Source organism: Bacillus cereus group sp. N21, from assembly GCF_016483395.1.
Classification (GTDB): domain Bacteria; phylum Bacillota; class Bacilli; order Bacillales; family Bacillaceae_G; genus Bacillus_A; species Bacillus_A pseudomycoides.
Window position 1 is genome coordinate 1 of record NZ_JAEHBX010000058.1, and the last position, 24,854, is coordinate 24,854.

The window sequence follows — 24,854 nt, forward strand, 5'->3', positions numbered from 1 at the left end:
TCCTCGATATAAGAACAAAGTAGTTGTACCTATTTTGTTTGCCTTTCGTCGGAAGATAGAATGGGTCGTCTTACATAAGGACACTACGGAACTTCTATACCGTTGTATCCTCTTTGTTGAACGAGAGGAAGTGTTTTGAAATAGTAGAATCCCCCACCTAGGTAGGTGGGGGTAGTTCAATATTTTTCTTTTAGCGATAGTTAATGAATTGTACGTCGATTGGTAAATCAGCGCTACGAACTGCTGCGATTACTGCTTGTAAGTCATCGCGGCTTTTTGCTGTTACGCGTACTTGATCATCTTGTACTTGTGTTTTCACTTTTAATTTTAACTCTTTAATAATGTTATTAATTTTCTTCGCGTTATCTTTATCGATACCTTGTTGCAGTGTTGCACGTTGACGTACTGTGTTACCAGTAGCGCTTTCTACTTTTCCGTAGTCTAAGTTTTTAATTGGTACTTCGCGTTTAACTAGTTTTGAAATAAGAACATCTTTTACTTGATCTAATTTAAATTCATCATCAGAAGTTAAAACGATTACTTCTTTTTCTAATTTAATATCACTCTTGCTTCCTTTAAAGTCATATCGATTTTGAATTTCTTTTAATGCGATGTTAATAGCATTTGTTACTTCTGGTAATTCTACTTTTGAAACGATGTCAAAAGAACTATCTTTTGCCATAGTAAGCACCTCCAAATTAAATTCCACCTCTTATTATAGTGAATTTTTGCGAGTTGGACAAATAAAGGAAAATTCGTGTTATAATGAAGCTTTCTTTGGAATGATAAAAATATACTTTATATATAGAAGGGAATTAAAATATATGTATTTGCAGCCAGGATCGATTGAACAGGTAACTGTTTTACGAGAAACGGAAATTGGATATATGGTTGGATTTGACGATGAGGATGGTTATGAAGAAGTATTTTTACATAAAAATGAAGTAGCGGGAGAAATTGAGGAAGGCGATACGATTGATGTATTTCTATATCTTGATCATCAAGAGCGAATTTCTGCGACAATGAAGACGCCGCTTATTACGATAAGTGATTGGAATTGGGTAAAAGTCGTAGAAGTAAAACCTGATTTAGGTGTGTTCGTTGATATCGGTGTTTCTAAGGATATCTTAATCCCAGCTGATGAGTTTCCAATTTATACACCAGTTTGGCCAGAAGAAGGCGATGAGTTATATTGTACATTAAAATTAACAAATCGTGGTCGTCTTATTGCTCTTCCGGCAAGAGATTCAGATATGCAGGAAATTATTGTAGAGGCAACGCCATCTATGCGTAATAAAAATGTGAACGGACGTGTATATCGCTCACTTCAAGTTGGTTCGTTTGTATTAACGGATGAACATTTCCGTGCCTTTTTACACCACACAGAAAGAAAAGAACAAGTTCGTATTGGTGAGCGTGTAACGGGCCGTATTATTGATGTGAAAGATGATGGTACGATTAATATTTCACTTCTTCCGCGTAAAGAAGAGGGAATGGAAGATGATGCTGCGGTGGTTTATGAGTACATGGAGAGCCGCGGAGGAGCAATGCCGTTTTGGGATAAGAGCCATCCAGAAGACATTAAAGAACGTTTTAATATGAGTAAAGCAGCGTTTAAACGTGCGCTTGGTAAGTTGATGAAAGAAGAAAAGGTTTATCAAGAAGAAGGTTGGACGTACTTCAAGAAATAAAAAAATCCGAACAGGCTCATGCCTGTTCGGATTTTCAGAGTGTTGGGAAACAGGAGTCAGCAGGCTCCTGTTTTTTGTCGTTATGTGTAGGAACGTCGATATATTCGAATTTGCTCCGATAAAGTGAAACTTTAATCAGTGGGGTTTTCTTCATCTCCCACTGATTATTAGCTCTCGCCAATCGGGCTTTTACGAGCAGTTGATTCCTCACTTATCTTTCTTGTTTTTCTCTGAATCTTGAGGTGGGAGTCTTACTGCCCGTTAATGCGGGGTGAAATTTCATTTACTATTTTTCTACCAGCCCACTCTGTTGCTAGATTTTTTATTGTTGTCCGGAAAGACGAGAGAATGTATCTTTCAAATCACTATCTTTTACTTTAATATCAGCTTTCTTGAATTCGTCTAACAATATTTTTTGACCGGTAGTTTGATCTGCTAACAACTTTTCTTCCAGATTTTTACGAATGGAATCTTTTACTTCATCATATGGTTTTAATTCTTTTTTATCGGTAAGTTTAATAATGTGATAGCCTTGTGATGACTTGATAGGTTTGCTAATTTCACCGACATTTAATTTGTAAGCCGCTTCTTCAAATTCAGGTACCATTTTACCTGGACCGAAGTATCCAAGGTCTCCGCCATTTTCCTTTGAACCTGGGTCCTGTGACTGTTGTTTTGCTAACTCTTCGAATGAAGCACCTTCATCCAGTTGTTTCTTAATATCATTTGCCGTTTTTTCATCGTTTACTAAAATGTGGCTGGCTTTAATTTCAGGTTTATAGTTTGCTTTTACATCTTTATCTGTAATGCTTTTCTTAATGGCTTCGTTCATTGCTAATTTGAACCTAATTTGATTTTTAAAGTCATCTTCATCTTTTAGGCGGTTACTTTCTAATACCGTTTTGAATTGATCACCAAATTGATCTTTTGCTTTTTTGAATTCTTTATCGACTTCATCATCAGATACTTTATATTTTTTTGTCATGATATCTTGTGCCATCATTTCATATAGCATATCTTTTCCGTACCGTTCTTTTAACTGCTTGTCAAAATCACCTTTTGTAATGGTTGAAACTTTTGATGTTGCAATCGCCTCTGAGTTATCTTTTGGACCACAAGCAGACAGCATTAACGTTCCGAGCGCAGCTGTTGCTATCCATAATTGTTTTCTTTTCATCCTAACACCTCATCTAATTATGCTGTTATTATTGTAAAATAGTGAGGTGAACATGAAGTGAAATCGATATGTTTTTTGGTTATCCTGCATGAACGGGCAGTGTGAGAGGAGAAGGTTCACTTTATGATACAAAAAAGTACATCAACAAGATTGTTGATGTACGAAATAATTAAAGATGATCTGTTTTTTTAGAATATGCACGTTTTCCTTGCTGAATATTTTTTTGTTCTTGTTCATTTTTTTGTGTGCGCTTTGCATTATTATCGCGTGCTTTTTTGTCATTATCGCTTGTATGCGGCATACATATCAACTCCATTTCTAAACAGTTGTACGTTTATCATTTCCGTTTTCGTAAAGACTATGTATACGAGTAGTGGTGAACCTATTATGTATAAAGGTGGATGGGGTATGGACTTAAAATTAAATTATGCCGAATTAACGAAAAAACTAATTGTTGTTATCATCGCAGGTTTATTAAATGCAATTGGAATGAACTTGTTCTTAACACCAGCAAAAGTATATGCGAGCGGTTTCGCGGGATTATCTCAATTGCTTTCGCAAGTGTTAGGCGATTTTGCATCGATTCACATATCGACGGGAGTACTTTTTGCTTTATTTAATATTCCGGTTGTTATTTTAGCATGGAAAAAGGTCGGAAAAGCGTTTACGTTATTTAGTTTTTTATGTGTTGTATTTATGACACTGTTTTTAGAAATTATACCAGTGAAGGCTGTTTCAAATGATATTATATTGAATGCTATTTTTGGTGGTCTCATTTCAGCGATAGGGGTAGGAATTGCCTTAAAATGGGGAGCTTCCACAGGTGGTTTAGATATCATTGCAATGATTTTGTCAAAAATAAAAGATAAGCCTGTCGGAACATATTTCTTTTTCTTTAATGCAATCATCATTATTGCAGCTGGCTATTTGTACGGATGGGAAAAAGCGTTATACACGTTAGTGACACTATATGTATCATCGAGGATTATTGATGCAATTCATACTCGTCATGTGAAAATTACAGCATTTATCGTTACGAAAAATGGTAAAGATGTACGAAAAGCGATTCAAGCACGTTTAGTACGCGGTATTACAACTATACCAGCGACAGGGGCATATACAAATGAAAATAAAGAAATGCTAATGATTGTGATTACCCGTTACGAGCTATATGAACTAGAGAGAATTATTAGACAGGTAGATCCTGGCGCATTTACAAATGTGATTCAAACAGTCGGTATATTTGGGTTGTTTCGGAAAGATTAAAGAGGACCGGGAATCGGTCCTCTTGTTTTAATGTGTGTTAGTAATGTTTTGCAGTTGCTGTTGCATCTCACGCAGTTGTACCTTTTCAGCAGTTGAAGAATTGGCATAAGCGGATTGCAAAGCATTTTTGGCTCTATAAACGAGTTCCCGCTGTTCTGTGCCGCTTGAACAAGAAACGGCGCCTGCAACAGCATCTCGTGCTTGCTGAAATAATAAGTTACCCATTTAAACCCCTCCGAGAGAAGAGTTGTTTCGTTCTTTTTCTGCATCAGCTAATGTACCGCGGTACGGGAATCTTTCAGCATGCTTCATAACAGCATCGGCCCCTTGTTGGGTGAAACGTTTTGATTTGTTCTTTTTACCCATTCGTAATTCCCCCTTTTTTAGCAGAAAACAACTGACACATCGCTGTGTCTAGTTATAGTATGAGCGTTTTGAGCCAAACTATAAGTAGGGAATTTTTAGATTACAATCCAAGAACCTCTTCTAAATAAAGAGCAATTCCATCTTCTTCGTTTGTTAATGTCGTATGATTCGCTAATGTTTTTAATTCAGGAATGGCATTACCCATGGCGATGCCGTGACCTGCAAACTCAATCATCTCAAAATCATTGTCTTCGTCACCGAACGCAATAATTCGTTCTTGTGGAATGTTATAATAGCTAGAAACTTTTTGAAGTCCAATCGCTTTATTGAGGCCGCTTTTCACAATTTCAATAATCGGCCAAGGAGCACCCCATTTTCGATGATCAATCACTTCTGCATGCATATCTGTTAAATGCTTACGAATAGCTGTTGATTGCTCATCCAGTGCATCGATTAATAAGCATGTTGGATGATCTTGCAAAATGTTTAGTAAGTCTCCTGTAAAAATATTTGGAGAGCCAAATTCAAAGATATGCTTTTTATCCTCATCAATTTCGCGAACATATACATCGTCAATTACTTCGGCATAAATGTTTTTAACGCCAAAATCAAAGCAAGCGCGAACGATTTCTTGTGCAGTAGAAAGCTCAAGGGGGGAATGGTGCGTTCCCCAATTTGTATCAAGCGGGTGATGAACATAAGCGCCGTTAAAGTTAACGATAGGTGTATTCAAACCAAGTTCTTTATAATAAGCGTGACTAGCGCGAAATGGACGTCCTGTTGAAATGACAACAACATGTCCTTGTTCTTTTGCTTTTTCAATTGTTTGCTTTGTTCGTGCGGAAATAATTTTATTGTCTGTAAGTAAAGTGCCATCTAAATCTAATGCGATTAAATGTTGTTTTTTCATGTTTTCACCTCTTATGAAAAATTTTTTGTTTCTATCTGTATTTCCGTTTTAAGATGCAGAAATAAGAGGTTGGAAAGTGTATAGATAAAGTGGAACTTCCATCAGCGGGGGTCTCCATCCCCCGTTAATGCGGGAGAAACAACCATGAATAGAAGTTTCATTATATATTCATCTTACGTCGCGAAACATGTTAGTGTCCACTATTTCCTACCCAAAATCAGAAAAGTCAATGATTTTTTAGAAAGTTCAAATAATGTTTCTTTCATTTTGTACAATTTGTGAAAAGGGTTACATTACGGGCGCAGCAAGACATATAATGAACATGTAATCTTCTCGTATATGTTTGACTCTCCTTTGGAACTGGCCTAGAATAGGTCGGTTTCTTTTTTTTCAACAAGTGATGCTTTTTCTCCTGCTTTATCATGTAAAGTCATACATATGAACAGTAATAAAAAATATGACTCGTTTCCTAAACATAACAGAAAGGCTTTTTCAAAAATGGATATACTAACGGTGTAAAGATGTCATGGAAGGAGAATGAAAATGGGACAAAATCATAGGTTTCGTTCTGGACAGAAAGCACCAAATGATGGGATTTATGTAGAAATTGGTGAAACAGGAAGTATGGTTAAAGATCCACAACTGGTAAAATTAACTGCTGGTCAAAGGTTTCCTGAGAATTCGAATCAGAACCGCCAGTGGACATATAAAAGAAAGCCGTAAGAGAAGCCGCAATTTATATTGCGGCTTTTGTGATTGAAGAGCAGAGGTATACATACTTTTTTGGGAAACAAAGTTCAAATTTCATAATCAAATTCATTGTATAAAAAAGACAATTGGCGTATAATCAAATTAAAGGTCAAATAAAGTCAAAAAATCAAAAAAGGTCAAACATCAAGAGGATTCCAATGTTTGGAGGTTTGTGAAGATGGACTTAAATCAAATGACGACGAAAACACAAGAAGCAATTATGAGTGCTCAATCTTTAGCGGTATCTCATCATCATCAAGAAGTTGATACTGTTCATCTATTACTTGCATTATTACAGCAGCAAGATGGATTAGCAGTGCGTATTTTTCAAAAAATGAATGTCAATATAGAACAATTAACGAAAGAAGTAGAAAGATTGCTTCAAAAGAAACCATCTGTTACAGGAAGTGGTGTAGAAGCTGGCAAAGTGTATGTGACAAATGCTTTAGGGCAATTACTCGTTAAAGCAGAGGCAGAGGCAAAAAAACTGCAAGATGAATATATTTCAGTGGAACATGTATTGCTCGCATTTTGTGAGGAAAAAGGTGATATGAATCACTTGTTCACAGCATTTCACATTACGAAGGATACATTATTACAGTCTTTAATGGAAGTTCGGGGGAATCAGAGAGTGACTAGTCAAAATCCAGAAGTAACATATGAAGCGTTAGAAAAGTATGGCCGTGATTTAGTGGCAGAAGTAAGACAAGGGAAAATTGATCCTGTCATTGGTCGTGATAGCGAAATTCGCCGGGTTATCCGCATTCTTTCTCGTAAAACAAAAAACAACCCTGTTTTAATTGGTGAACCAGGCGTTGGGAAAACAGCCATTGTTGAAGGATTGGCACAACGAATTGTGCGAAAAGATGTACCAGAAGGATTAAAAGATAGAACAATCTTTGCATTAGATATGAGCGCGCTTGTGGCGGGTGCAAAGTTCCGTGGTGAGTTTGAAGAACGTTTGCAAGCTGTGTTAAATGAAATCAAAAAAAGTGAAGGGCGTATTCTTTTATTCATTGATGAGCTCCATACAATTGTTGGTGCTGGTAAAACAGAAGGGGCGATGGATGCAGGGAATATGTTAAAACCAATGCTTGCGCGCGGTGAACTTCATTGTATTGGAGCGACTACTTTAGATGAGTATCGAAAATATATTGAGAAAGATCCAGCGCTAGAACGTCGTTTTCAACAAGTGTTAGCAGAAGAGCCAACGGTAGAAGATACAATTTCTATTTTACGTGGTTTAAAAGAGCGCTTTGAAATTTATCATGGTGTAAATATTCATGACCGTGCGATTGTAGCGGCGTCTGTATTGTCTGATCGATATATATCTGATCGCTTTTTACCAGATAAAGCGATTGACCTTGTTGATGAAGCGTGCGCAACAATTCGAACAGAAATTGATTCTATGCCAACAGAATTGGATGAAGTAACGCGCCGCATTATGCAGCTGGAAATTGAAGAAGCTGCTTTAGGAAAAGAAACGGATCGTGGTAGTCAAGAGCGACTAAAAACATTGCAACGTGAACTATCTGATTTAAAAGAAGTTGCAAATGGAATGCGAGCGCAATGGCAAAAAGAAAAAGAAGAAATCCATAAAGTTCGTGACTTAAGGGAACACCTTGAACGTTTACGTCGTGAATTAGAAGAAGCAGAAGGGAATTACGACTTAAATAAAGCAGCAGAGCTTCGTCATGGTAAAATTCCAGCAGTGGAAAAAGAATTAAGAGAAGCGGAAGAAACGGGAGCGCATAACGAACAAGAGAACCGTTTGCTTCGTGAAGAAGTAAGTGAAGAAGAAATTGCAAATATCGTTTCACGTTGGACTGGCATACCAGTTGCAAAACTTGTAGAAGGTGAACGTGAAAAACTGCTACGTTTAGAGCAAATTTTATCAGAACGTGTTATTGGGCAAGAGGAAGCAGTTAGTCTTGTGGCGGATGCAGTTCTTCGTGCTCGCGCTGGTATTAAAGATCCAAATCGTCCAATCGGTTCATTCATTTTCTTAGGACCAACAGGCGTTGGGAAAACAGAACTTGCGAAAACATTAGCACAATCTTTATTTGATAGTGAAGAGCAAATCATTCGCATTGATATGTCCGAGTATATGGAGAAACATGCTGTGTCTCGCTTGATTGGAGCTCCTCCTGGATATGTAGGATATGAGGAAGGTGGACAATTAACAGAAGCCGTACGCCGTAAACCATATTCCGTTATTTTATTAGATGAAATTGAAAAAGCACATCCAGAAGTATTCAACATTTTATTACAAATGTTAGATGATGGGCGTATTACGGATTCACAAGGACGAACAGTGGATTTCAAAAATACAGTGATTATTATGACATCAAATATTGGTTCAGGGCATTTATTAGAAGGGCTACAAGAAGATGGTACAATTAAAGAGGAAGCAAGAGATCTTGTTATGGGGCAGCTTAGAGGACATTTTCGCCCAGAGTTTTTAAATCGTGTGGATGAAATTATTTTATTTAAACCACTTACAACAAATGAGATCAAAGGAATCGTTGATAAAATTGTAAAAGAGTTACAAGGGCGTTTAATAGATCGTCATATTACAGTGGAATTAACAGAAGTAGCAAAAGAGTTTGTTGTGGAATCTGGGTTCGATCCGATGTATGGAGCGCGTCCATTAAAACGATATGTACAGCGTCAAGTTGAAACAAAGTTAGCACGTGAATTGATTGCGGGAACAATTACTGATAATAGTCATGTAGTTGTTGATGTGGAAAATAACGAACTAGTTGTTCATGTCCAATAAAAAAAGAGTCCGGAGGTTGAATCCGGGCTCTTTCTTTATTAGTGTTGTTCTACTGGTTCGTTTGGAATTGCTGCTGCAATCGCCATTACAAGTACAGCAAGAACAATTGAGAATTTAGACGCTAGCGCGAAATCGTATACACCGCCAGTCATAGAGCTAATTACGTAGCTCATCATATGTACAAGCATAAACGACCAAATAAAGGCCCAAATTACACGCATCTTTTCACACCCCTATTCGTTCAATCTGTCCTTATTGTAACACAATTGAAAAAAGAATATAGAAAAAATATTTGTAGATTTTTCAAAGCAAAATTGTATTCCTTTCATACATTATAAAGGAGTAGTTTTTATGTTTAGAAAATAAGGCGGGAGAATGATGAGTGTTACGGAACGTTTTTTTTACTTAGAACAAGAACCATGTGTGATTTATTTGCCAGAGAAGCCCAATGGATTTGGTGTCATGCTTCTTGGTGATTACAATTATTTTATTGAGAATGGTACAAGTTTATGGACGCAGCATGCGGGGCGCGCTCATTTTTTAAATGGGTTGATAGAAAATGGATATACTGTTTTTTCATCTAATTTATACGGGAGACATTGGGGGAATGATCAATCGGTTCGTTTAGCGAAGCGTTTGTATCATGTTGTTATGAAAAAAGAAACACTAAACGAACAAATTCATATCATTGCAGATGGAATGGGGGCTCTTGTGGCTCTTGAAATGATGAATCGATACCCAGAATGTATTCGATCTGTAGTGATGCTTACTCCATGCCTAGATTTGCCTGCACATGTGGAATTTGAAAAAGAGCATAAATTTTTCTATAAAAGGTTAGTGAGAGAGTTATTGCTTGCGTATGATGTGAAGGAAGCTCAGTTAGAAGCGGAAATTGCTAAGAAGTCTTTTTCTTATTTACCTTCTTGTGTGCCTGTAAAAATATTTGTATCCACACAAGAACAAAAAGCGCGCAAGCAATTGTTACGTGAATATGAAAAAAAGCGGATAAATAAAAATTGTGAGACCTTACTATCGTTTCATTTGCAACAGGTAAAATATAAGATGGTTCAACATACATGTCATTTCTTTAAAAAATATGAAGAAGATTTATGAAGCTCCAATATACATAAATGAGGAGCTATTTGTTTAGAGGGAGAAAGGGTTGGTGACATGAAGCGCGTACTAATTATAGGGGCACTTTCGTTTGTAGGCTATCATCTCGTAAATAAAATGCTTGCGGAAGAAGTAGAAGTATATGGCCTTGATTTTGCTGATCTGGAAAGTATGTCAAAAGTAAGTGAAGAAAAGTTATTTTTAATTGGGCGGAATGATTTGTTTATGTATTCGTCTATAAGAGATGAGAGCGGATGGAAGACAGTAGAAACCGATCAATTTGATGCGGCTTACTTTTGTTTATGTGAACCGAACAGGCAAAGCGGATTTCGAAATGAACGAATCATTTTACAATATTTAAAGCGTGTCATTCATATGTGCGAAAGAAAACAAGTGAAGCTAAATGTACTTTCTTCTATTGAAATAGCAAATGTGCAAGATCAATCTGAAAATAAACGATTATTTATGAAAGTAGAGGAAGAAGTGGAGAAGGGGAATATTCGTTATAGTATACTTCGTGTTCCAACTTTATATGGCCCATGGCAGCCTTCCTTTATGACGTACCACAGGCTTATTCTTTCTGAACTTATGGAAAAGGAATATGAGCTTCTTCAAAATGAAAATGGAGCGGACCTTCTTTATGTAGAAGATGTGTGTGAATATTTATGGGAAAAAGGTAAAACCATAGAAAATTTAGGTGTATATAATATGATCAGTGGTAAAGAAAATCTATGGGAAAAAGGAATTATCCTTTTAAATGCTGAGCATAAAGTGAAAAAAACTGTTAAAGAAGTGAAAAGAGAAGAGATAAAGAGTATTTGTATTGTGAAAAACACGCCGTTAGAATTCGGTTTAAATAAACAACTGACACATTTAAAACGATATAAAGAGTTATACGAAGGACAAAACACATGTTAAACTAATGTAGAAATGAGGAGATTATTACTCCTTTTATGGAAAGGATGAAGAAATATGAACGAAAAAAATATGCAGTTTTTACAAATCGCTATGAAACACCTGCCGGAAGCAAAGGCCATTTTGGATGATAATGGGATTGCACTTGATATGGAAAAAGCGCAGCCAGTACTAGAGTTGTTAATGAAAGTAATGAACGAAGCATATGAGCTTGGAAAAGCGGGAAAATAAAGTGAACTAGACATAAAAACCCTTTTTTTTGGAGGAAGAGAGCATCTAGCCATGCATAGAAACGGTCAGAGCCTTTTTCTGCCCCACGCCAAGTAAAAGCAGATACGGAAGTATTTTTATCATTTTAACCGAGAAGACTCCCTCTTCTAAGCAAAGTGAAGGAGGGGGGAGTTCAATTGGAAAAGAGCGGGATATATAGGTAGTTTGCTTTTGGTTCTACTATGAGATAAGGTCGACAATATGTCGGCTTTATTTTTTTACTTAGAAATATATTCTAGACAAATAAACATTTATGTTTTAGAATTAGTACCAAGTCATAATAATTGATATAAAACGGAGGGCTGCGATGTGAACGTAGGCATTTTAGGGATCGGAAGATATGTGCCAGAAAAAGTAGTCACAAATCACGACTTAGAGAAAATCATGGATACATCTGATGAGTGGATTCGTACGAGAACGGGAATTGCAGAGAGACGCATTGCCGATGATACAATAGATACTTCATATATGGCGGTAGAAGCTGCCAAGAAAGCTATTGAAAATGCAGGGATTAGTGGAGAAGAAATTGACCTTATTTTAGTTGCAACAGTAACGCCAGATCGCTCTTTTCCAGCCGTTGCTTGTGTAATTCAAGAACAAATTGGTGCGAAACATGCAGCAGCAATGGATTTAGGTGCAGCATGTGCGGGCTTTATGTACGGAATGATTACAGCGCAGCAATTTATTCAAACTGGAACTTATAAAAACGTATTAGTAGTTGGTAGTGATAAATTATCTAAAATTGTAGATTGGAACGACCGCAATACGGCAGTGTTATTTGGAGACGGAGCAGGTGCTGTTGTAATGGGAGCTGTTTCAGAAGGAAAGGGTATCCTTTCATTTGAATTAGGCGCAGATGGAAGTGGTGGCAAGCACCTTTATCAAGATGAATATGTTATGATGAATGGCAGAGAAGTCTTTAAATTCGCTGTTCGTCAACTTGGTGATTCTTGTCTTCGTGTTGTAGAAAAAGCAGGTCTTACGAAAGAAGATGTGGACTTTTTAGTTCCGCATCAAGCAAATATTCGTATTATGGAATCGGCAAGGGAACGATTAGGTTTGCCACAAGAAAAAATGAGTACAACAATTGAAAAGTTTGGGAATACGTCAGCTTCTTCAATTCCAATTGCGATGGTAGAGGAATTGCAAAATGGACGTATTCAAGACGGTGATTTAATTATATTAGTCGGCTTTGGTGGCGGATTAACATGGGGAGCAGTCGCTCTTCGTTGGGGCAAATAAGGACTGAGAGAAAAAAAGGAGTGTATTTTGTATGGAAAAGAAGCGTGTCGTAATTACAGGACTAGGAGCTGTTACGCCGATCGGAACAGATGTAGAAACAGCTTGGGAAAACATTAAAAATGGTGTATCTGGAATCGGACGGCTTACACGCTTAGATCCGGAACAATTTCCAGCAAAAGTAGCAGCAGAAATTAACGACTTTGAAGCTGAAAAATATATTGAGAAAAAAGAAGCGCGCCGTATGGATCGCTTCACACAATATGCGGTAGCAGCAGCGAAAATGGCAGTTGAAGATGCAAAGTTGGACATTACAGAAGAAAATGCACCGCGTATTGGTGTATGGATAGGTTCTGGTATTGGTGGCATGGAAACGTATGAAGAGCAATTTAAAATCTTTACGGAAAAAGGCCCGCGCCGTGTAAGTCCATTTTTGATACCAATGATGATTCCTGATATGGCTGCGGGTCAAGTCTCAATTGCTACAGGTGCAAAAGGAATTAATACTTGTTCTGTGACAGCTTGTGCATCTGGGGCAAACTCAATTGGTGACGCATTTAAAGTCATTCAGCGCGGTGATGCAGATGCAATGATTACAGGCGGTGCAGAGGCGCCGTTAACAAGTATGGCATTTGCAGGATTTAGTTCAGCGAAAGCATTAACATTTAATGAGGATCCAGCAACTGCTTGTCGTCCATTTGATAAAAATCGTAGTGGATTTGTAATGGGAGAAGGAGCTGGTATTCTTATACTAGAAGAGTTGGAGCATGCGTTAGCACGAGGTGCACGTATTTATGCTGAACTTGTCGGATATGGTGCAACAGGTGATGCGTTCCATATTACAATGCCTGCTCCTGGCGGTGAGGGCGGTGTTCGTGCGATACGTCAAGCATTAGCAGATGCCGGTCTTCAGCCTGAGGATATCGATTATATTAATGCGCATGGTACAAGTACAGATGCGAATGAGAAATACGAAACGATGGCAATTAAAGAAGCATTTGGTGAACATGCATATAAAGTAGCGATTAGCTCTACAAAATCAATGACTGGTCATTTATTAGGAGCAGCTGGCGCTGTTGAGGCGATTTTCTCTGTTAAATCTATTACAGATGGAGTGATTCCGCCAACAATTAACTATGAAACACCAGATCCAGAATGTGATTTAGATTACGTACCAAACAAAGCGAGACATCAAGAAGTACGCACTGTTTTAAGTAACTCATTAGGGTTCGGTGGTCATAACGCAGTGTTAGTATTTAAAGCTTATAAATAATGTAGTAAGAGGGTGTTTTGGGAAGTAGCAAAGGAGAGCTACTTCTTAAAACACCCTTTTTTGGATGGAAGAGAGCGTCCGATCATGTGTAGAATCGATCGGCTTTTTTCATTTATCTTATTCTTCTCTTTTTTTATAATGAACGGTATGATGGAAGGAAACAACAAGATACCTATGTTACATATAACAGAAGTCATTCTAAAGTTTACAAAAATGTAAAAAACATGATGCTCCTTTTAGATATCAGGTTGGGGTATAAAGAAAAAGCACACGATGAAAAGGAAGTGAAACTCATATGGTGAACACATTGCATACCTTTTGGGAGGACTCTGACGAGTTCGTAAACCCAAATCCAGTTACAGATGAAATGATTCGGATTGCAGAAGAAAAATTAGGTTATAAATTACCAGATTCCTATATTCGCTTAATCAAATCGCAAAACGGTGGTACACCTGTACAGAATTGTTTTTCTACTACCGTACCTACCTCTTGGGCTGAGGATCATATTTACGTAGCGGGGTTCTATGGCATTGGTGGAGAGCATGGGATTGATACGGAGGGAATTTACATGATAGGGGAATTTGAATATCCATCTTCTTGTATATATGTAGGAGAATCGCCTACAGCTGGACACGATGCTGTTTTGCTAGACTATAGCGAGTGCGGAAAACAAGGCGAACCAAGAGTAATTCATGTGAATGTAGAAAATTATCAAGATCCAATCATTACGTTCTTAGCGGCCGATTTCCAAATTTTTTTAGAAGGGTTACTCCCGTACTCTCATTTTGACAAGGATTAAATGTTAGATTGTCGACAAACAGGCTCTTTTTTGAGGGGCCTGTTTGTATGAACAAAAACCAAATTATAATTCTTATACCCGCCTTTTCCCCTCAGTTTAACAGTGCTCCAACAGAAATTTCCTTCAGCAAGCACATGCAGGAAAGATGGAGCTGTGCAATTAGAAACAAATCAAAGCCAATCAAAAGTTTCATTTTATCACTTCGCGTTCGCTCCTTTTCTTGCATATATATAGAAGAAAAGGGAGGAGTGAAGATGGGGGTTATTCAAACGGCAGATTGGCTGCACCTTTATTATGGGCGTCCAGAAAAGCTTTGTGAGAAGTTTACAAAATACATTCCATTGCCAAAGGAGAGGTTGTACCGTTTTTTAATTTCTAAAGGTATGTATCGTCCAGTGATGGAAGGACAAAAAGAAATTGAGCAGCTAGAGGAAAAGCAGATTTGGAAAGAGCTTTCTGAGGAGTATGAGGAACTAAAGCACTGGTTACAAGGGCCAGATGTCCCTATCTTTATTTTGTTATCAGATTCATATAATCGCACGGTACAAGCGGAATATAACGGAAAAGCTGGCTTAACAATGCGTCATGTGATTTTCCTGTTTGTCTGTGGACGGAATACAGTGAAGGAATTAAAAGCATTGCTTACCCATGAATATCATCACATATGTCGGTTACATCAAATTGAAAAGAAAGAAAAGGATTATACATTACTTGATACAATGATAATGGAAGGGCTTGCAGAGCAAGCGGTGTATGAAAGGCACTCAGAAAAGAGTTATGCACCGTGGACATCGTACTATACAAAAGAGGAAGCGGTTCATTATTGGGAGAAGGTTGTAAAAAAGAAACAGGATATGAAGAGAGGAACAAGGGAGCATGACTGCTTACTAAATGGAATGCAAATGTACCCGAAGATGCTTGGATATGGCGTTGGATTTCATATTGTAAAAGATTGTGTGGAATTTGAGAAAGATAACACGCTTTCTTTATTGTCTATGGATGCCATATGTATATTAAATAAAGCAAATACTTTTACCTCTTAATAGGTGATAAATATAAAAAACTTGGCGCTGCCAAGTTTTTTTGCATGATGAAAATGGAAGTGAGAAGTAGTGAAGAAATAATAAGTAGAATATATTCCCTTGGATGGAATAAATTTCACAAAAAATGAACATAATGAGATGTACAAACAGTAGTGAAGTGAGGGGTAGAAAATGTTATATCTACATGATGTGTGGGTAAATTGGTTTGAAGGTGAAGAAAATGGGTATAACGTTTGTCATTTTTACGAATGGCGGAAGGATGATACGATCGAATTATTAGATCAAGTGCCATTATTAAAAGTAGATTCTACATTATATCATTACATCGAGAACGAATTATTGGAACTTCCGCAAAAACTATTGGAAGACGTACATCATAAGGCGTATATTCGTAAAAATCATGAGCGTTTGCAACAAGAGTATTGTTTTGTTGTTACAGATGGAAAAGGAATTATTGCAGTGGATTCAATTGGGTACAATGTACCGATTCGAAAAAGTAGGCTTATTCCTCGTCAAGAGCAGATGGTATATGAGATGGTGGAAAATGTCCAAGCAGAAAAGTATGAGTTTCAAGTGGAAGAATCACAAAAAGAGCATCATATTTTATCACCATCGCCATATATTATGAATGGCTTAACTCGTAAAGAACGACAATTAAAACAATTGCTTTTTATGGCGCTAGATCAACTACATACAACGAAAAATCCAGCTGAAATTCGCTATTGGTATACAGAATGGGATCCATCTGCATATGGGACTGTTCAACATATGAAATTTGAAGACGTCTGGGAGCGCCTTTATGAGGAAGCGAAATATGGTTGGTCAAAAAAGCATGAACAGCTATGTGAACGCCTTGTAAAAGGGCAACCATTCTTTGAAAAGTTATGGGAAATGGAAAATGAACAAAAGGTAAATTAAAAAACCGCCAAATTGGCGGTTTTTTAATTTGATCCAGCTCCGGTGGCAAGCTCTTCGTGTCTAAGAACCTTCCGCATAAGAAGGCAAAGAACGCCTTCTATGCGAAAAAAACTTAGACCGTCAGAGCTGAATGATCCACCTCCGCTTTTTTCATTACCTACGTTTTCTGCTTAATCCCATTGCATTTTCAACTTTACGTAGTTGTTTCATTGCAACGCGGTTTGCTTTTTCAGCACCTTTGTCAAGAATTTCATCTAATTCAGGGGAGTTAATTAGTTCGTTATATTTTTCTTGAATTGGACGAATTGCTTCTACGACTACTTGTGCTAAATCACCTTTAAAGTCGCCGTATCCTTTTCCTTCATAGTAAGCTTCTAGTTCTTCAATTGTTTTACCTGAGAATGAAGAGTAGATTGTTAATAAGTTGGAAATACCAGGTTTGTTTTCTTTGTCGTATTTTACGATACCGTCAGAATCAGTTACTGCACTTTTAATTTTCTTTTCGATTGTTTTTGGCTCATCAAGCATACTAATCATTGATTTTGGATTTGGATCAGATTTGCTCATTTTTTTCGTAGGTTCTGTTAATGACATAACACGAGCGCCTACTTTTGGAATGCGAATCTCTGGAATTGTGAAAATTTCACGGAAACGTTTATTGAAACGCTCTGCTAAATCGCGAGTTAACTCCATATGTTGTTTTTGATCGTCGCCAACTGGCACAATCTCAGTGTTGTAAAGTAAGATGTCAGCTGCCATTAATGGTGGATACGTAAGTAATCCAGCTGGAACAGATTCTCTACCAGATGATTTATCTTTATATTGCGTCATACGTTCTAATTCTCCAACATATGCGATAGATTGCATAATCCATCCGAGTTGAGCGTGCGCAGGTACCTCTGATTGTACAAATAAAGTAGATTTTTCAGGATCAATACCACAAGCTACATATAGCGCAGCAAGGCTGCGGATGTTTTTACGAAGTTGTACAGAATCTTGAGGAACTGTAATCGCATGCTGGTTTACAATGCAGAAATAACAATCATGTTCGTTTTGTAATTCTGTAAATTGTTTCATTGCTCCTAAATAGTTTCCAAGCGTAATTGTTCCGCTTGGCTGAATACCAGAAAAAATAACTGACATAATAATGCCTCCTTGAAATTTGTATGTATTGTTGAAGAGTGGGGGAAGTAGGTCAATGCGAGCCGCTTCCGCTTTTTATATAATCCAGCTCCAGCGGCAAGAATGATCGGTGGCTTCGCGCCTTCCTGCGAGGCAAAAAACGCCTCTACGTCAGGAGCTCCATCCCCCTCACATTCTAAGCAAGCCGCTTCCGCCTTTTATATAATCCAGCTCCAGCGGCAAGAATGATCGGTGGTTTCGCGCCTTCCTGCGAGGCAAAAAACGCCTCTACATCAGGAGCTCCATCCCCCTCACATTCTAAGCGAGCCGCTTCCGCTTTTAAATACAAAAAAGCCCATTCATCCCAAATGATCTAGGGACGAATGGACCGCGGTACCACCCTAATTATTTCACAAATAGTGAAATCTCTTTTATCCATTATAACGCCTGGATATAACGCCAAAGCCTACTCCTAAGTTGTTTCGGTTTGGTGCTCAAAAGCCCATTCCATACTGTACAATTACTTGTTCTCACCAACCACAAGCTCTCTGAAATTGCTGCAATATGTACTCTTCTTTCTCATCGCATGCATATGAATTTATTATAATATAGCTCTGTTTTTAACAGCTGAGCGAGCCACTTACGCTTTTTGAGTAATCCAGCTCCAGTGGCAAGAATACTCGGTGACTTCGCGCCTTCCAGCGAGGCAAAAAGCGCCTCTACGTTAGGAGCTCCATCCCCCTCGCATTCTGAGCGAGCCACTGGAGCTTTTTATAACAACATGTTTTGCAAGTAATTATATCATATGGAAAAACGTTTGCAAACTACATCAAAATAGTAAAGCTAATGATCGTAGAGATGAGGCCTAAAAGAACACCTGTAATGCAGATGGGGTATGTCCATGTGAAAGAATACGTTTTATATATTCTTTCTTTTTTATCTATTGCTGATTCTTCTTCTTCAATTAAAGATTCTACCTTTTTATTTGTTCCAAATACTTTTTGGAAAGCGTACATTGTTATATTGAAAAATCCACTTTGAAATAGAAATAAAAAACCTCCTAAAATAATAAAAAATAATGCAATGTAAAACATGATATTGACAAAATTCAACAAAAATTGAGCTGAAAATAGGAATGCACCAATGCTAGAAACGATTATTGCTAACAATATTAATATACAAGTGTGAGAATAAAGTCTATTCAAAATGTTCCCCTCCGTCAAAATATTACTAGAATTATTATACTATAAAAGTTATAATGAGTACTAGGGATAATTATTTGAAAATTATACGCAATTTTGCATTTTCTTTCAATATGATGGGAGCAATGTTAAGCACCTAATTTACAAAAAATAAAAAAAATAAACATTTTATTAAAAATTTTAACAAAAAAACAAAAAACTATATTCACAATCGTCACATTATATGTATAATGAAAATTGTAGAAACTTGGAGATTATTCTTTCAATTCTGCTTTTTAGTAAGTGGGGGTACAGGAGGTGCAATTAGGGGAGGTAGTACAATATGAAGAAAAAGATACCACTAATACTTGCATCGACATTGACGGTCAGTATGCTTGGTGCTTGTAGTTATCAGCAAGAAGATACGAAAGCGAGTACGAAAGAAGGCAGTGCTTCAGGCAAACAAGTACTAAATTTACCTGAAGCTGCTGAAATTCCGACAATGGATACAACATTATCAACAGATGCGGCATCTTCTAACATAATGAATAACACAATGGAAGGATTATATCGCCTTGGAAAAGACGATAAACTCGTTCCAGGTGTGGCAAAGTCTTATGAGAAAACGGAAGATGGTAAGAAGTACGTATTTAAATTACGTGATGATGCGAAGTGGTCTAATGGGGAACCTGTAACAGCTAAAGACTTTGTATATTCTTGGAGACGAGCTGTCGATTCAAATACAGGTGCAAAATTTGCTTACATATTATTCGATGTAAAGAATGCAGAAAAAATTAATAAAAAAGAGTTGCCAGTTGAAGAACTTGGCGTAAAAGCAATTGATGATCACACACTAGAAGTGGAATTAGACAACCCTGTTCCTTACTTTGTTAGCTTAACGGTATATCCAACATTCTATCCATTAAATGAAAAGTTCGTAAAAGAACAAGGGGATAAATTTGGATTAGAATCTAATACGACGCTCTATAACGGTCCGTTCGTCTTAAATGAGTGGAAACATGAACAAAGTTTCCAGCTTAAGAAAAATGAGACGTACTGGGACAATAAAGTAGTGAAGCTGGAAGAAGTAAACTTCAATATTCTAAAGGATTGTTCAACTGCAATAAATTTATATGAAACAAATGCAATTGATCGTGTCGTATTGACATCAGAATTTGTAGATAAATACAAAAAAGATTCTGATTTCAAGACAATTAAGAAACCTTCTACACAGTTTATTCGTTTAAACGAAAAGAACAAGTTCTTAGCGAATAAGAACATCCGTAAAGCAATATCAATGGCCTTTGAACGTGAAAATATCGGGAAAGTTATTTTAAACGATGGTTCACAGGGGATGTACGGTTTTGTTCCGAAAGGTTTAGCGAAAGGACCAAATGGAAAAGACTTCCGTGAAGAAAATGGAAATCTGATCAAAGAAGATATAAAAGAGGCTCAAAAATATTGGGAAGCTGGTAAAAAAGAACTTGGTGTTGATAAAGTAGATTTAGAGTTGCTGAACTTTGATACAGATGATGCTAAGAAAATCGGTGAGTATTTAAAAGGGCAATTTGAAAAGAATTTACCAGGCTTAACAATTTCAATGAAAATGCAGCCATTTGCACAAAAATTAAAACTTGAAGCAAGTGGAGAATATGCAATGTCGTATGCAGGATGGGCCCCAGATTATATGGATCCGATGGCATTCCTAGATATGTATACAACAGGAAATCCGCAAAACAAAGTCAACTATGCAAATCCAGCATATGACGAATTAATTAAGAAGGCAAAAGTAGAGACAGATGTACAATCTCGTTGGGATGCACTGTTGAAAGCTGAAAAACAATTGTTGGATGATGCAGCAATTGCTCCAGTATATCAACCAGGAAAAGCATATTTACAACGCAGCTCTATTACAGGGTTGCTAGAACATAAATATGGTGGCGAATTTAGCTACAAATGGGTTGAAGTCAAAAAATAAAAATGGTTTCCATCATGAATAAGGGTATATGCCTATGATGGGCATATGCTCTTATTTTAAAAAATAAAAGTAAGAATATTTCAAACTATCTTATTGCTTTTGAGAAAAATGGGGAGGTGCTTGATTATGGGACGTTATGCATTAAAACGTTTCGTGTACATGGCTTTGACGTTATTTTTAATCACTACGCTGACATTCTTTTTAATGAAATTACTGCCGGGTTCTCCGCTTAAAAACCAAGAGAAATTATCTCCGGCGCAGAAAGAAATCATTTTAGAAAAATATGGTTTGAATGATCCGGTGCCAGTGCAATATGCGCGCTACTTAGGGAACTTAGTAAAAGGTGATTTAGGAGTATCATTTCAGTACGATAACCGTCCTGTAACGGATATGATTGTTGATCGTATTGGACCATCAGCACAGCTTGGTTTCCAGGCGATCGTATTAGGAACATTTATAGGTCTAATTTTAGGGATTATCGCAGCACTTCGTAATAATACATGGGTGGATTACGGGGCAACCATTATTTCTGTACTCGGAATGTCGGTACCATCCTTCGTATTCGCAGCGTTACTACAATATTTTGTAGGGGTAAAACTTGGTTGGTTCCCAGTTGCATTCTGGAAAGGTCCTGAATTTACAGTCATGCCAACGGTTGCTTTATCGATGGCAGTTACTGCGACAATTGCACGTTTCGCTCGTGCGGAGTTAATCGAAGTAATGCAAGCAGATTATATTTTAACAGCAAAAGCAAAAGGAATTAGTCAAGGTGTCATTATTATAAAACATGCACTTCGTAATGCATTGATTCCGGTTGTTACAATTTTAGGACCAATGGTTGCGGGATTAATTACAGGGACGCTTGTTATTGAGCAAATCTATGCTGTACCTGGACTTGGGGAGCAATTCGTTAAATCGATTCAATTGAATGATTATACGGTTATTATGGGAACGACAATTTTCTATAGTGCAATCTTTATTTTAGTAATTTTCATTGTTGATATTTTATACGGAATAATTGATCCTCGTATTCGTTTAGCGGGAGGGAAAAAATGATGAAAGACGTACAAAAATTATCTCCAGATTTATTTCAACCAGCCAATCAAAGCAATGTTGATAATGAAGTCATTGCCCGACCAAGCTTAACGTTTTGGCAAGATGTAAGAAGACGTTTGTTTAAACATAAAGGAGCAATGTTTGGTTTTGTATTGCTTGTCATCATTGCGCTTTTAGCAATTTTTGGACCGATGGTAAGTAAACATTCCTATAAAGACCAAGATTTAGGACGTGCAAAAATGCCGCCGAAAATTCCAGTGATAGAAAATATTCATTGGTTACCATTTGATGGTACAGATCAATATGGTGTTGATCAATATGAGAAACGTGATATTAAAGAGTATTTCTGGTTCGGTACAGATGATCTTGGACGTGACCTTTGGACAAGAACATGGGAAGGAACACGCGTATCATTATATATCGCTCTTTTAGCAGCGGCAATTGACCTAGTAATTGGGGTTGCATACGGAGGTATTTCAGCGTTCTATGGTGGACGAGTGGATAACATTATGCAACGTGTTATGGAAATTATTAACGGTATTCCATATTTAATCATTGTAATCTTAATGGTAATTATTATGGATCCAGGTATTTTATCAATTACATTCGCGATGGCAATTACAGGTTGGATTGGAATGTCGCGGATTGTACGTGGACAAGTATTAAAATTAAAAAACCAAGAGTATGTATTAGCATCTCGTACATTAGGTGCAACAAACACACAATTAATTGTGAAGCATTTAATTCCGAACGTAATGGGACCAATTATCGTTATGACAATGTTTACAATTCCTACAGCGGTGTTTGGTGAAGCATTCTTAAGCTTCATTGGTCTTGGTATTCAGCCGCCAACTGCATCACTTGGTTCTCTTGTAAATGATGGATATAAGTCAATTCAAACATATCCACATATGATGTTCATCCCTGCGGTTGTCATCAGTATGTTAATTTTAGCATTTAACTTAATGGCAGATGGATTACGCGATGCGTTAGATCCAAAAATGCGTAAGTAAACGAGGGAGGAGAAGTGAAAATGAAAACATTGTTAGAGGTAAAAGATTTACAAGTCTCCTTTGATACACATGCTGGTGAAGTACAAGCTGTTCGCGGAGTTACATTTGATTTGAAAAAGGGAGAAACATTAGCGATTGTAGGAGAATCTGGTTCTGGGAAATCAGTTACTTCGAAAGCGCTAATGGGATTAATCCCAAATCCTCCAGGACGTATTAAAAATGGAGAAATTGTCTTTGATGGTCGTGACTTAACAAAATTAACGGAAAAAGAAATGCAGCAAGTACGCGGGAAAGAGATTGCAATGATTTTCCAAGATCCGATGACATCACTAAATCCAACGATGACAATCGGTAATCAAATTATGGAAGGTCTTATTAAACACCAAGGGATGAGCAAAGCGGATGCGCGTAAAGTTGCGTTAGAACTGCTTGATCTTGTTGGAATTCCAAATCCAGAAGCGCGTTTAAAGCAATACCCACACCAATTCTCTGGTGGTATGAGACAGCGTGTTGTTATTGCGATGGCATTAGCTTGTAATCCGAAACTATTGATTGCGGATGAGCCGACAACAGCACTTGACGTTACAATTCAAGCACAAATTTTAGAGCTTATGAAGGACATTCAACAGAAAACAGAAGCGGCGATTATTTTCATTACGCATGATTTAGGTGTAGTAGCGAACGTTGCGGACAGAGTTGCTGTTATGTATGCAGGTAAAGTCGTTGAAATTGGTACGGTTGATGAAATTTTCTACAACCCAAAACACCCGTATACATGGGGATTAATCGCATCTATGCCAAGTTTAGATGGCTCAGAAGCAGAGTTATATGCAATTCCTGGAACACCTCCAGATTTATTAAAACCGCCAAAAGGGGATGCATTTGCACCACGTAACCCACAGGCACTAAAAATTGACTTTGAAATGGAACCACCATTCTTTAAAGTTAGTGATACACATTATGCGGCAACATGGTTACTTCATGAGCAAGCACCAGAAGTACAACCGCCAGAAGTCGTTCAAAAACGAATTCTTCAAATGAAAGCAGGTGAACAACATGACTAATCAACGTGAAAAATTAATTGAAGTAAAAAATGTAAAGCAGCACTTCAACGTTAGTGGTGGTGTTGTAAAAGCGGTCAACGACATTTCATTTGATATTTACCGCGGTGAAACATTTGGACTTGTAGGGGAATCTGGTTGCGGAAAATCAACAACTGGAAGAACGATTATCAGGTTATATGATGCAACTGCTGGAGAAGTGCTGTTCGACGGTGAAAATGTACATGGTAAGAAATCACGAGCAGAATTAAAGAAATTTAATCGTAAAATGCAAATGATTTTCCAAGATCCATACGCATCATTAAATCCTCGTATGACAGTTGGGGATATTATTGCAGAAGGCATTGATATTCACGGTTTAGCAAAAAGCAAAAAAGAACGTATGGATCGTGTGCATGAATTATTGAACACAGTTGGGTTAAATAAAGAGCATGCCAATCGTTTCCCGCATGAGTTCTCTGGTGGACAACGTCAACGTATCGGAATTGCTCGTGCACTTGCGGTAGAACCGGAATTTATTATTGCGGATGAACCAATTTCAGCACTTGACGTATCCATTCAGGCGCAAGTTGTAAACTTACTGAAACAACTGCAAAGAGAAAAAGGCTTAACATATTTATTCATTGCCCATGATTTATCGATGGTAAAATACATCAGTGATCGCATTGGTGTTATGTATCGTGGACAAATTGTTGAATTAACAAGCAGTGATGAGCTATACGAGAATCCAATTCATCCGTATACAAAATCACTATTATCAGCAATTCCGCTTCCAGATCCGGATTATGAACGCAATCGTAAGCGTATCGTATATGATCCATCTCAGCATCAATATGGTAATGAAACGCCTACTATGCGAGAAATTCGCCCTGGACATTTTGTTCTTTGTTCAGAAGCAGAATACAAGAAATATAAAGAAATCTATCAATAATAG

The 24,854-nt window shown here is 37.4% G+C and carries 26 protein-coding genes, 1 pseudogene and 1 other annotated feature; of the genes and pseudogenes, 18 read left to right on the forward strand and 9 right to left on the reverse strand.

Annotation, left to right across the window (positions count from 1 at the left end; translation table 11 throughout):
• Positions 1 to 190: 190 nt before the first annotated feature.
• The gene (locus tag JDS96_RS23505) at positions 191 to 682 is read right to left on the reverse strand and encodes a YajQ family cyclic di-GMP-binding protein (RefSeq protein ID WP_003195889.1); all 492 of its coding nucleotides are present in this window, start codon (positions 680 to 682) and stop codon (positions 191 to 193) included.
• A gap of 142 nt (positions 683 to 824) precedes the next feature.
• Between JDS96_RS23505 and JDS96_RS23510 the strand changes: the two genes are divergently transcribed.
• Complete coding sequence (locus JDS96_RS23510; protein WP_006093927.1) at positions 825 to 1,691, forward strand: CvfB family protein; 867 nt, start codon at positions 825 to 827, stop codon at positions 1,689 to 1,691.
• 322 nt (positions 1,692 to 2,013) lie between these two features.
• Here the strand turns inward: JDS96_RS23510 and prsA are convergent, their stop codons facing one another.
• Together prsA and JDS96_RS23520 are read right to left on the reverse strand one after the other, a co-directional pair.
• Positions 2,014 to 2,868, reverse strand: coding sequence for a peptidylprolyl isomerase PrsA (prsA, locus tag JDS96_RS23515; protein WP_003195894.1), 855 nt, complete (start codon positions 2,866 to 2,868; stop codon positions 2,014 to 2,016).
• 169 nt (positions 2,869 to 3,037) lie between these two features.
• Positions 3,038 to 3,169, reverse strand: a complete 132-nt coding sequence (locus tag JDS96_RS23520; protein ID WP_001120851.1) for a DUF3941 domain-containing protein — start codon at positions 3,167 to 3,169, stop codon at positions 3,038 to 3,040.
• A 107-nt stretch (positions 3,170 to 3,276) separates the two neighbouring features.
• Here JDS96_RS23520 and JDS96_RS23525 point away from each other — a divergent pair, with 107 nt between their 5' ends.
• Positions 3,277 to 4,134, forward strand: a complete 858-nt coding sequence (locus tag JDS96_RS23525; protein ID WP_033798724.1) for a YitT family protein — start codon at positions 3,277 to 3,279, stop codon at positions 4,132 to 4,134.
• Between the two features lie 27 nt (positions 4,135 to 4,161).
• Here the strand turns inward: JDS96_RS23525 and JDS96_RS23530 are convergent, their stop codons facing one another.
• The 3 genes from JDS96_RS23530 to JDS96_RS23540 form a co-directional block, all read right to left on the reverse strand.
• Positions 4,162 to 4,359: a DUF3813 domain-containing protein gene (locus tag JDS96_RS23530; protein WP_003195898.1), complete on the reverse strand. Its 198-nt coding sequence runs from the start codon at positions 4,357 to 4,359 to the stop codon at positions 4,162 to 4,164.
• Complete coding sequence (locus JDS96_RS23535) at positions 4,360 to 4,500, reverse strand: hypothetical protein (RefSeq protein WP_003195901.1); 141 nt, start codon at positions 4,498 to 4,500, stop codon at positions 4,360 to 4,362.
• A 100-nt stretch (positions 4,501 to 4,600) separates the two neighbouring features.
• Positions 4,601 to 5,410, reverse strand: coding sequence for a Cof-type HAD-IIB family hydrolase (locus JDS96_RS23540; RefSeq protein ID WP_003195903.1), 810 nt, complete (start codon positions 5,408 to 5,410; stop codon positions 4,601 to 4,603).
• Between the two features lie 543 nt (positions 5,411 to 5,953).
• Here JDS96_RS23540 and JDS96_RS23545 point away from each other — a divergent pair.
• The gene (locus JDS96_RS23545; RefSeq protein WP_018763997.1) at positions 5,954 to 6,133 is read left to right on the forward strand and encodes a YjzC family protein; all 180 of its coding nucleotides are present in this window, start codon (positions 5,954 to 5,956) and stop codon (positions 6,131 to 6,133) included.
• A gap of 205 nt (positions 6,134 to 6,338) precedes the next feature.
• Positions 6,339 to 8,939: an ATP-dependent chaperone ClpB gene (gene clpB / locus JDS96_RS23550; protein ID WP_006093925.1), complete on the forward strand. Its 2,601-nt coding sequence runs from the start codon at positions 6,339 to 6,341 to the stop codon at positions 8,937 to 8,939.
• 38 nt (positions 8,940 to 8,977) lie between these two features.
• Here clpB and JDS96_RS23555 read toward each other — a convergent pair whose 3' ends face one another.
• Positions 8,978 to 9,160, reverse strand: a complete 183-nt coding sequence (locus JDS96_RS23555) for a YjzD family protein (protein WP_016113766.1) — start codon at positions 9,158 to 9,160, stop codon at positions 8,978 to 8,980.
• Between the two features lie 157 nt (positions 9,161 to 9,317).
• On the opposite strand from JDS96_RS23555, the gene JDS96_RS23560 reads away from it, so the two are divergent.
• The 8 genes from JDS96_RS23560 (at position 9,318) to JDS96_RS23595 (ending at position 16,509) form a co-directional block, all read left to right on the forward strand.
• On the forward strand, positions 9,318 to 10,052 hold the full coding sequence (locus tag JDS96_RS23560) for a lipase family protein (protein WP_199668202.1): 735 nt from the start codon (positions 9,318 to 9,320) through the stop codon (positions 10,050 to 10,052).
• Positions 10,053 to 10,109: 57 nt separating this feature from the next.
• A complete protein-coding gene (locus JDS96_RS23565) occupies positions 10,110 to 10,970 on the forward strand; it encodes an NAD-dependent epimerase/dehydratase family protein (RefSeq protein ID WP_199668203.1) in 861 nt (286 codons plus the stop codon).
• Between the two features lie 54 nt (positions 10,971 to 11,024).
• Positions 11,025 to 11,198, forward strand: coding sequence for a ComZ family protein (locus JDS96_RS23570; RefSeq protein ID WP_003195910.1), 174 nt, complete (start codon positions 11,025 to 11,027; stop codon positions 11,196 to 11,198).
• A 348-nt stretch (positions 11,199 to 11,546) separates the two neighbouring features.
• Positions 11,547 to 12,479, forward strand: coding sequence for a beta-ketoacyl-ACP synthase III (gene fabH, locus JDS96_RS23575; RefSeq protein WP_018764000.1), 933 nt, complete (start codon positions 11,547 to 11,549; stop codon positions 12,477 to 12,479).
• Between the two features lie 31 nt (positions 12,480 to 12,510).
• Positions 12,511 to 13,749, forward strand: coding sequence for a beta-ketoacyl-ACP synthase II (gene fabF / locus JDS96_RS23580; RefSeq protein ID WP_003195912.1), 1,239 nt, complete (start codon positions 12,511 to 12,513; stop codon positions 13,747 to 13,749).
• A 295-nt stretch (positions 13,750 to 14,044) separates the two neighbouring features.
• Positions 14,045 to 14,548 (forward strand): SMI1/KNR4 family protein, encoded by a 504-nt coding sequence (locus JDS96_RS23585; protein WP_199668204.1) that lies wholly within the window; start codon positions 14,045 to 14,047, stop codon positions 14,546 to 14,548.
• Between the two features lie 254 nt (positions 14,549 to 14,802).
• Positions 14,803 to 15,591: a DUF2268 domain-containing putative Zn-dependent protease gene (locus tag JDS96_RS23590; protein WP_199668205.1), complete on the forward strand. Its 789-nt coding sequence runs from the start codon at positions 14,803 to 14,805 to the stop codon at positions 15,589 to 15,591.
• Positions 15,592 to 15,762: 171 nt separating this feature from the next.
• Positions 15,763 to 16,509: a YjbA family protein gene (locus JDS96_RS23595; RefSeq protein WP_003206164.1), complete on the forward strand. Its 747-nt coding sequence runs from the start codon at positions 15,763 to 15,765 to the stop codon at positions 16,507 to 16,509.
• A 153-nt stretch (positions 16,510 to 16,662) separates the two neighbouring features.
• On the opposite strand, the gene trpS is transcribed toward JDS96_RS23595, so the two are convergent.
• Together trpS and JDS96_RS23605 are read right to left on the reverse strand one after the other, a co-directional pair.
• Positions 16,663 to 17,652, reverse strand: coding sequence for a tryptophan--tRNA ligase (trpS, locus tag JDS96_RS23600; protein WP_003195917.1), 990 nt, complete (start codon positions 17,650 to 17,652; stop codon positions 16,663 to 16,665).
• Positions 17,653 to 18,003: 351 nt separating this feature from the next.
• Positions 18,004 to 18,223 (reverse strand) — a binding site (T-box leader).
• Between the two features lie 232 nt (positions 18,224 to 18,455).
• Entirely contained in the window at positions 18,456 to 18,791 is a 336-nt protein-coding gene (locus JDS96_RS23605) for a DUF3899 domain-containing protein (protein ID WP_374221008.1), read from the reverse strand.
• A 155-nt stretch (positions 18,792 to 18,946) separates the two neighbouring features.
• On the opposite strand from JDS96_RS23605, the pseudogene JDS96_RS33130 reads away from it, so the two are divergent.
• The 6 genes and pseudogenes from JDS96_RS33130 to JDS96_RS23630 all read left to right on the forward strand — a co-directional run bounded on the left by JDS96_RS33130 (position 18,947) and on the right by JDS96_RS23630 (position 24,851).
• Positions 18,947 to 19,159 (forward strand): annotated as a pseudogene (locus JDS96_RS33130) (hypothetical protein).
• The gene (locus tag JDS96_RS23610) at positions 19,156 to 20,790 is read left to right on the forward strand and encodes a peptide ABC transporter substrate-binding protein (RefSeq protein ID WP_199668207.1); all 1,635 of its coding nucleotides are present in this window, start codon (positions 19,156 to 19,158) and stop codon (positions 20,788 to 20,790) included. The pseudogene JDS96_RS33130 and the gene JDS96_RS23610 overlap by 4 nt, the downstream one beginning before the upstream one ends.
• Before the next feature lie 126 nt (positions 20,791 to 20,916).
• The gene (opp3b, locus tag JDS96_RS23615; protein ID WP_003195920.1) at positions 20,917 to 21,846 is read left to right on the forward strand and encodes an oligopeptide ABC transporter permease; all 930 of its coding nucleotides are present in this window, start codon (positions 20,917 to 20,919) and stop codon (positions 21,844 to 21,846) included.
• Positions 21,843 to 22,859: an oligopeptide ABC transporter permease gene (opp3C, locus tag JDS96_RS23620; RefSeq protein WP_018764006.1), complete on the forward strand. Its 1,017-nt coding sequence runs from the start codon at positions 21,843 to 21,845 to the stop codon at positions 22,857 to 22,859. The genes opp3b and opp3C overlap by 4 nt, the downstream gene beginning before the upstream one ends.
• Positions 22,860 to 22,879: 20 nt before the next feature.
• Positions 22,880 to 23,923, forward strand: coding sequence for an ABC transporter ATP-binding protein (locus tag JDS96_RS23625; protein WP_018764007.1), 1,044 nt, complete (start codon positions 22,880 to 22,882; stop codon positions 23,921 to 23,923).
• Positions 23,916 to 24,851, forward strand: coding sequence for an ABC transporter ATP-binding protein (locus JDS96_RS23630; RefSeq protein WP_017152841.1), 936 nt, complete (start codon positions 23,916 to 23,918; stop codon positions 24,849 to 24,851). The genes JDS96_RS23625 and JDS96_RS23630 overlap by 8 nt, the downstream gene beginning before the upstream one ends.
• Positions 24,852 to 24,854 lie beyond the last annotated feature (3 nt).

Bases quoted from the DNA above. Each gene is read 5' to 3' on its own strand.
- opp3b (WP_003195920.1), top strand. From the start codon at position 20,917: ATGGGACGTTATGCATTAAAACGTTTCGTGTACATGGCTTTGACGTTA.
- JDS96_RS23510 (WP_006093927.1), top strand. From the start codon at position 825: ATGTATTTGCAGCCAGGATCGATTGAACAGGTAACTGTTTTACGAGAA.
- JDS96_RS23625 (WP_018764007.1), top strand. From the start codon at position 22,880: ATGAAAACATTGTTAGAGGTAAAAGATTTACAAGTCTCCTTTGATACA.
- JDS96_RS23535 (WP_003195901.1), bottom strand. From the start codon at position 4,500: ATGGGTAAAAAGAACAAATCAAAACGTTTCACCCAACAAGGGGCCGAT.
- opp3C (WP_018764006.1), top strand. From the start codon at position 21,843: ATGATGAAAGACGTACAAAAATTATCTCCAGATTTATTTCAACCAGCC.
- JDS96_RS23555 (WP_016113766.1), bottom strand. From the start codon at position 9,160: ATGCGTGTAATTTGGGCCTTTATTTGGTCGTTTATGCTTGTACATATG.
- JDS96_RS23560 (WP_199668202.1), top strand. From the start codon at position 9,318: ATGAGTGTTACGGAACGTTTTTTTTACTTAGAACAAGAACCATGTGTG.
- trpS (WP_003195917.1), bottom strand. From the start codon at position 17,652: ATGTCAGTTATTTTTTCTGGTATTCAGCCAAGCGGAACAATTACGCTT.
- JDS96_RS23525 (WP_033798724.1), top strand. From the start codon at position 3,277: ATGGACTTAAAATTAAATTATGCCGAATTAACGAAAAAACTAATTGTT.
- JDS96_RS23595 (WP_003206164.1), top strand. From the start codon at position 15,763: ATGTTATATCTACATGATGTGTGGGTAAATTGGTTTGAAGGTGAAGAA.
- JDS96_RS23565 (WP_199668203.1), top strand. From the start codon at position 10,110: ATGAAGCGCGTACTAATTATAGGGGCACTTTCGTTTGTAGGCTATCAT.
- JDS96_RS23530 (WP_003195898.1), bottom strand. From the start codon at position 4,359: ATGGGTAACTTATTATTTCAGCAAGCACGAGATGCTGTTGCAGGCGCC.
- JDS96_RS23540 (WP_003195903.1), bottom strand. From the start codon at position 5,410: ATGAAAAAACAACATTTAATCGCATTAGATTTAGATGGCACTTTACTT.
- JDS96_RS23570 (WP_003195910.1), top strand. From the start codon at position 11,025: ATGAACGAAAAAAATATGCAGTTTTTACAAATCGCTATGAAACACCTG.
- JDS96_RS23585 (WP_199668204.1), top strand. From the start codon at position 14,045: ATGGTGAACACATTGCATACCTTTTGGGAGGACTCTGACGAGTTCGTA.
- JDS96_RS23545 (WP_018763997.1), top strand. From the start codon at position 5,954: ATGGGACAAAATCATAGGTTTCGTTCTGGACAGAAAGCACCAAATGAT.
- fabF (WP_003195912.1), top strand. From the start codon at position 12,511: ATGGAAAAGAAGCGTGTCGTAATTACAGGACTAGGAGCTGTTACGCCG.
- JDS96_RS23610 (WP_199668207.1), top strand. From the start codon at position 19,156: ATGAAGAAAAAGATACCACTAATACTTGCATCGACATTGACGGTCAGT.
- JDS96_RS23505 (WP_003195889.1), bottom strand. From the start codon at position 682: ATGGCAAAAGATAGTTCTTTTGACATCGTTTCAAAAGTAGAATTACCA.
- JDS96_RS23590 (WP_199668205.1), top strand. From the start codon at position 14,803: ATGGGGGTTATTCAAACGGCAGATTGGCTGCACCTTTATTATGGGCGT.
- JDS96_RS23520 (WP_001120851.1), bottom strand. From the start codon at position 3,169: ATGCCGCATACAAGCGATAATGACAAAAAAGCACGCGATAATAATGCA.
- prsA (WP_003195894.1), bottom strand. From the start codon at position 2,868: ATGAAAAGAAAACAATTATGGATAGCAACAGCTGCGCTCGGAACGTTA.
- JDS96_RS23630 (WP_017152841.1), top strand. From the start codon at position 23,916: ATGACTAATCAACGTGAAAAATTAATTGAAGTAAAAAATGTAAAGCAG.
- clpB (WP_006093925.1), top strand. From the start codon at position 6,339: ATGGACTTAAATCAAATGACGACGAAAACACAAGAAGCAATTATGAGT.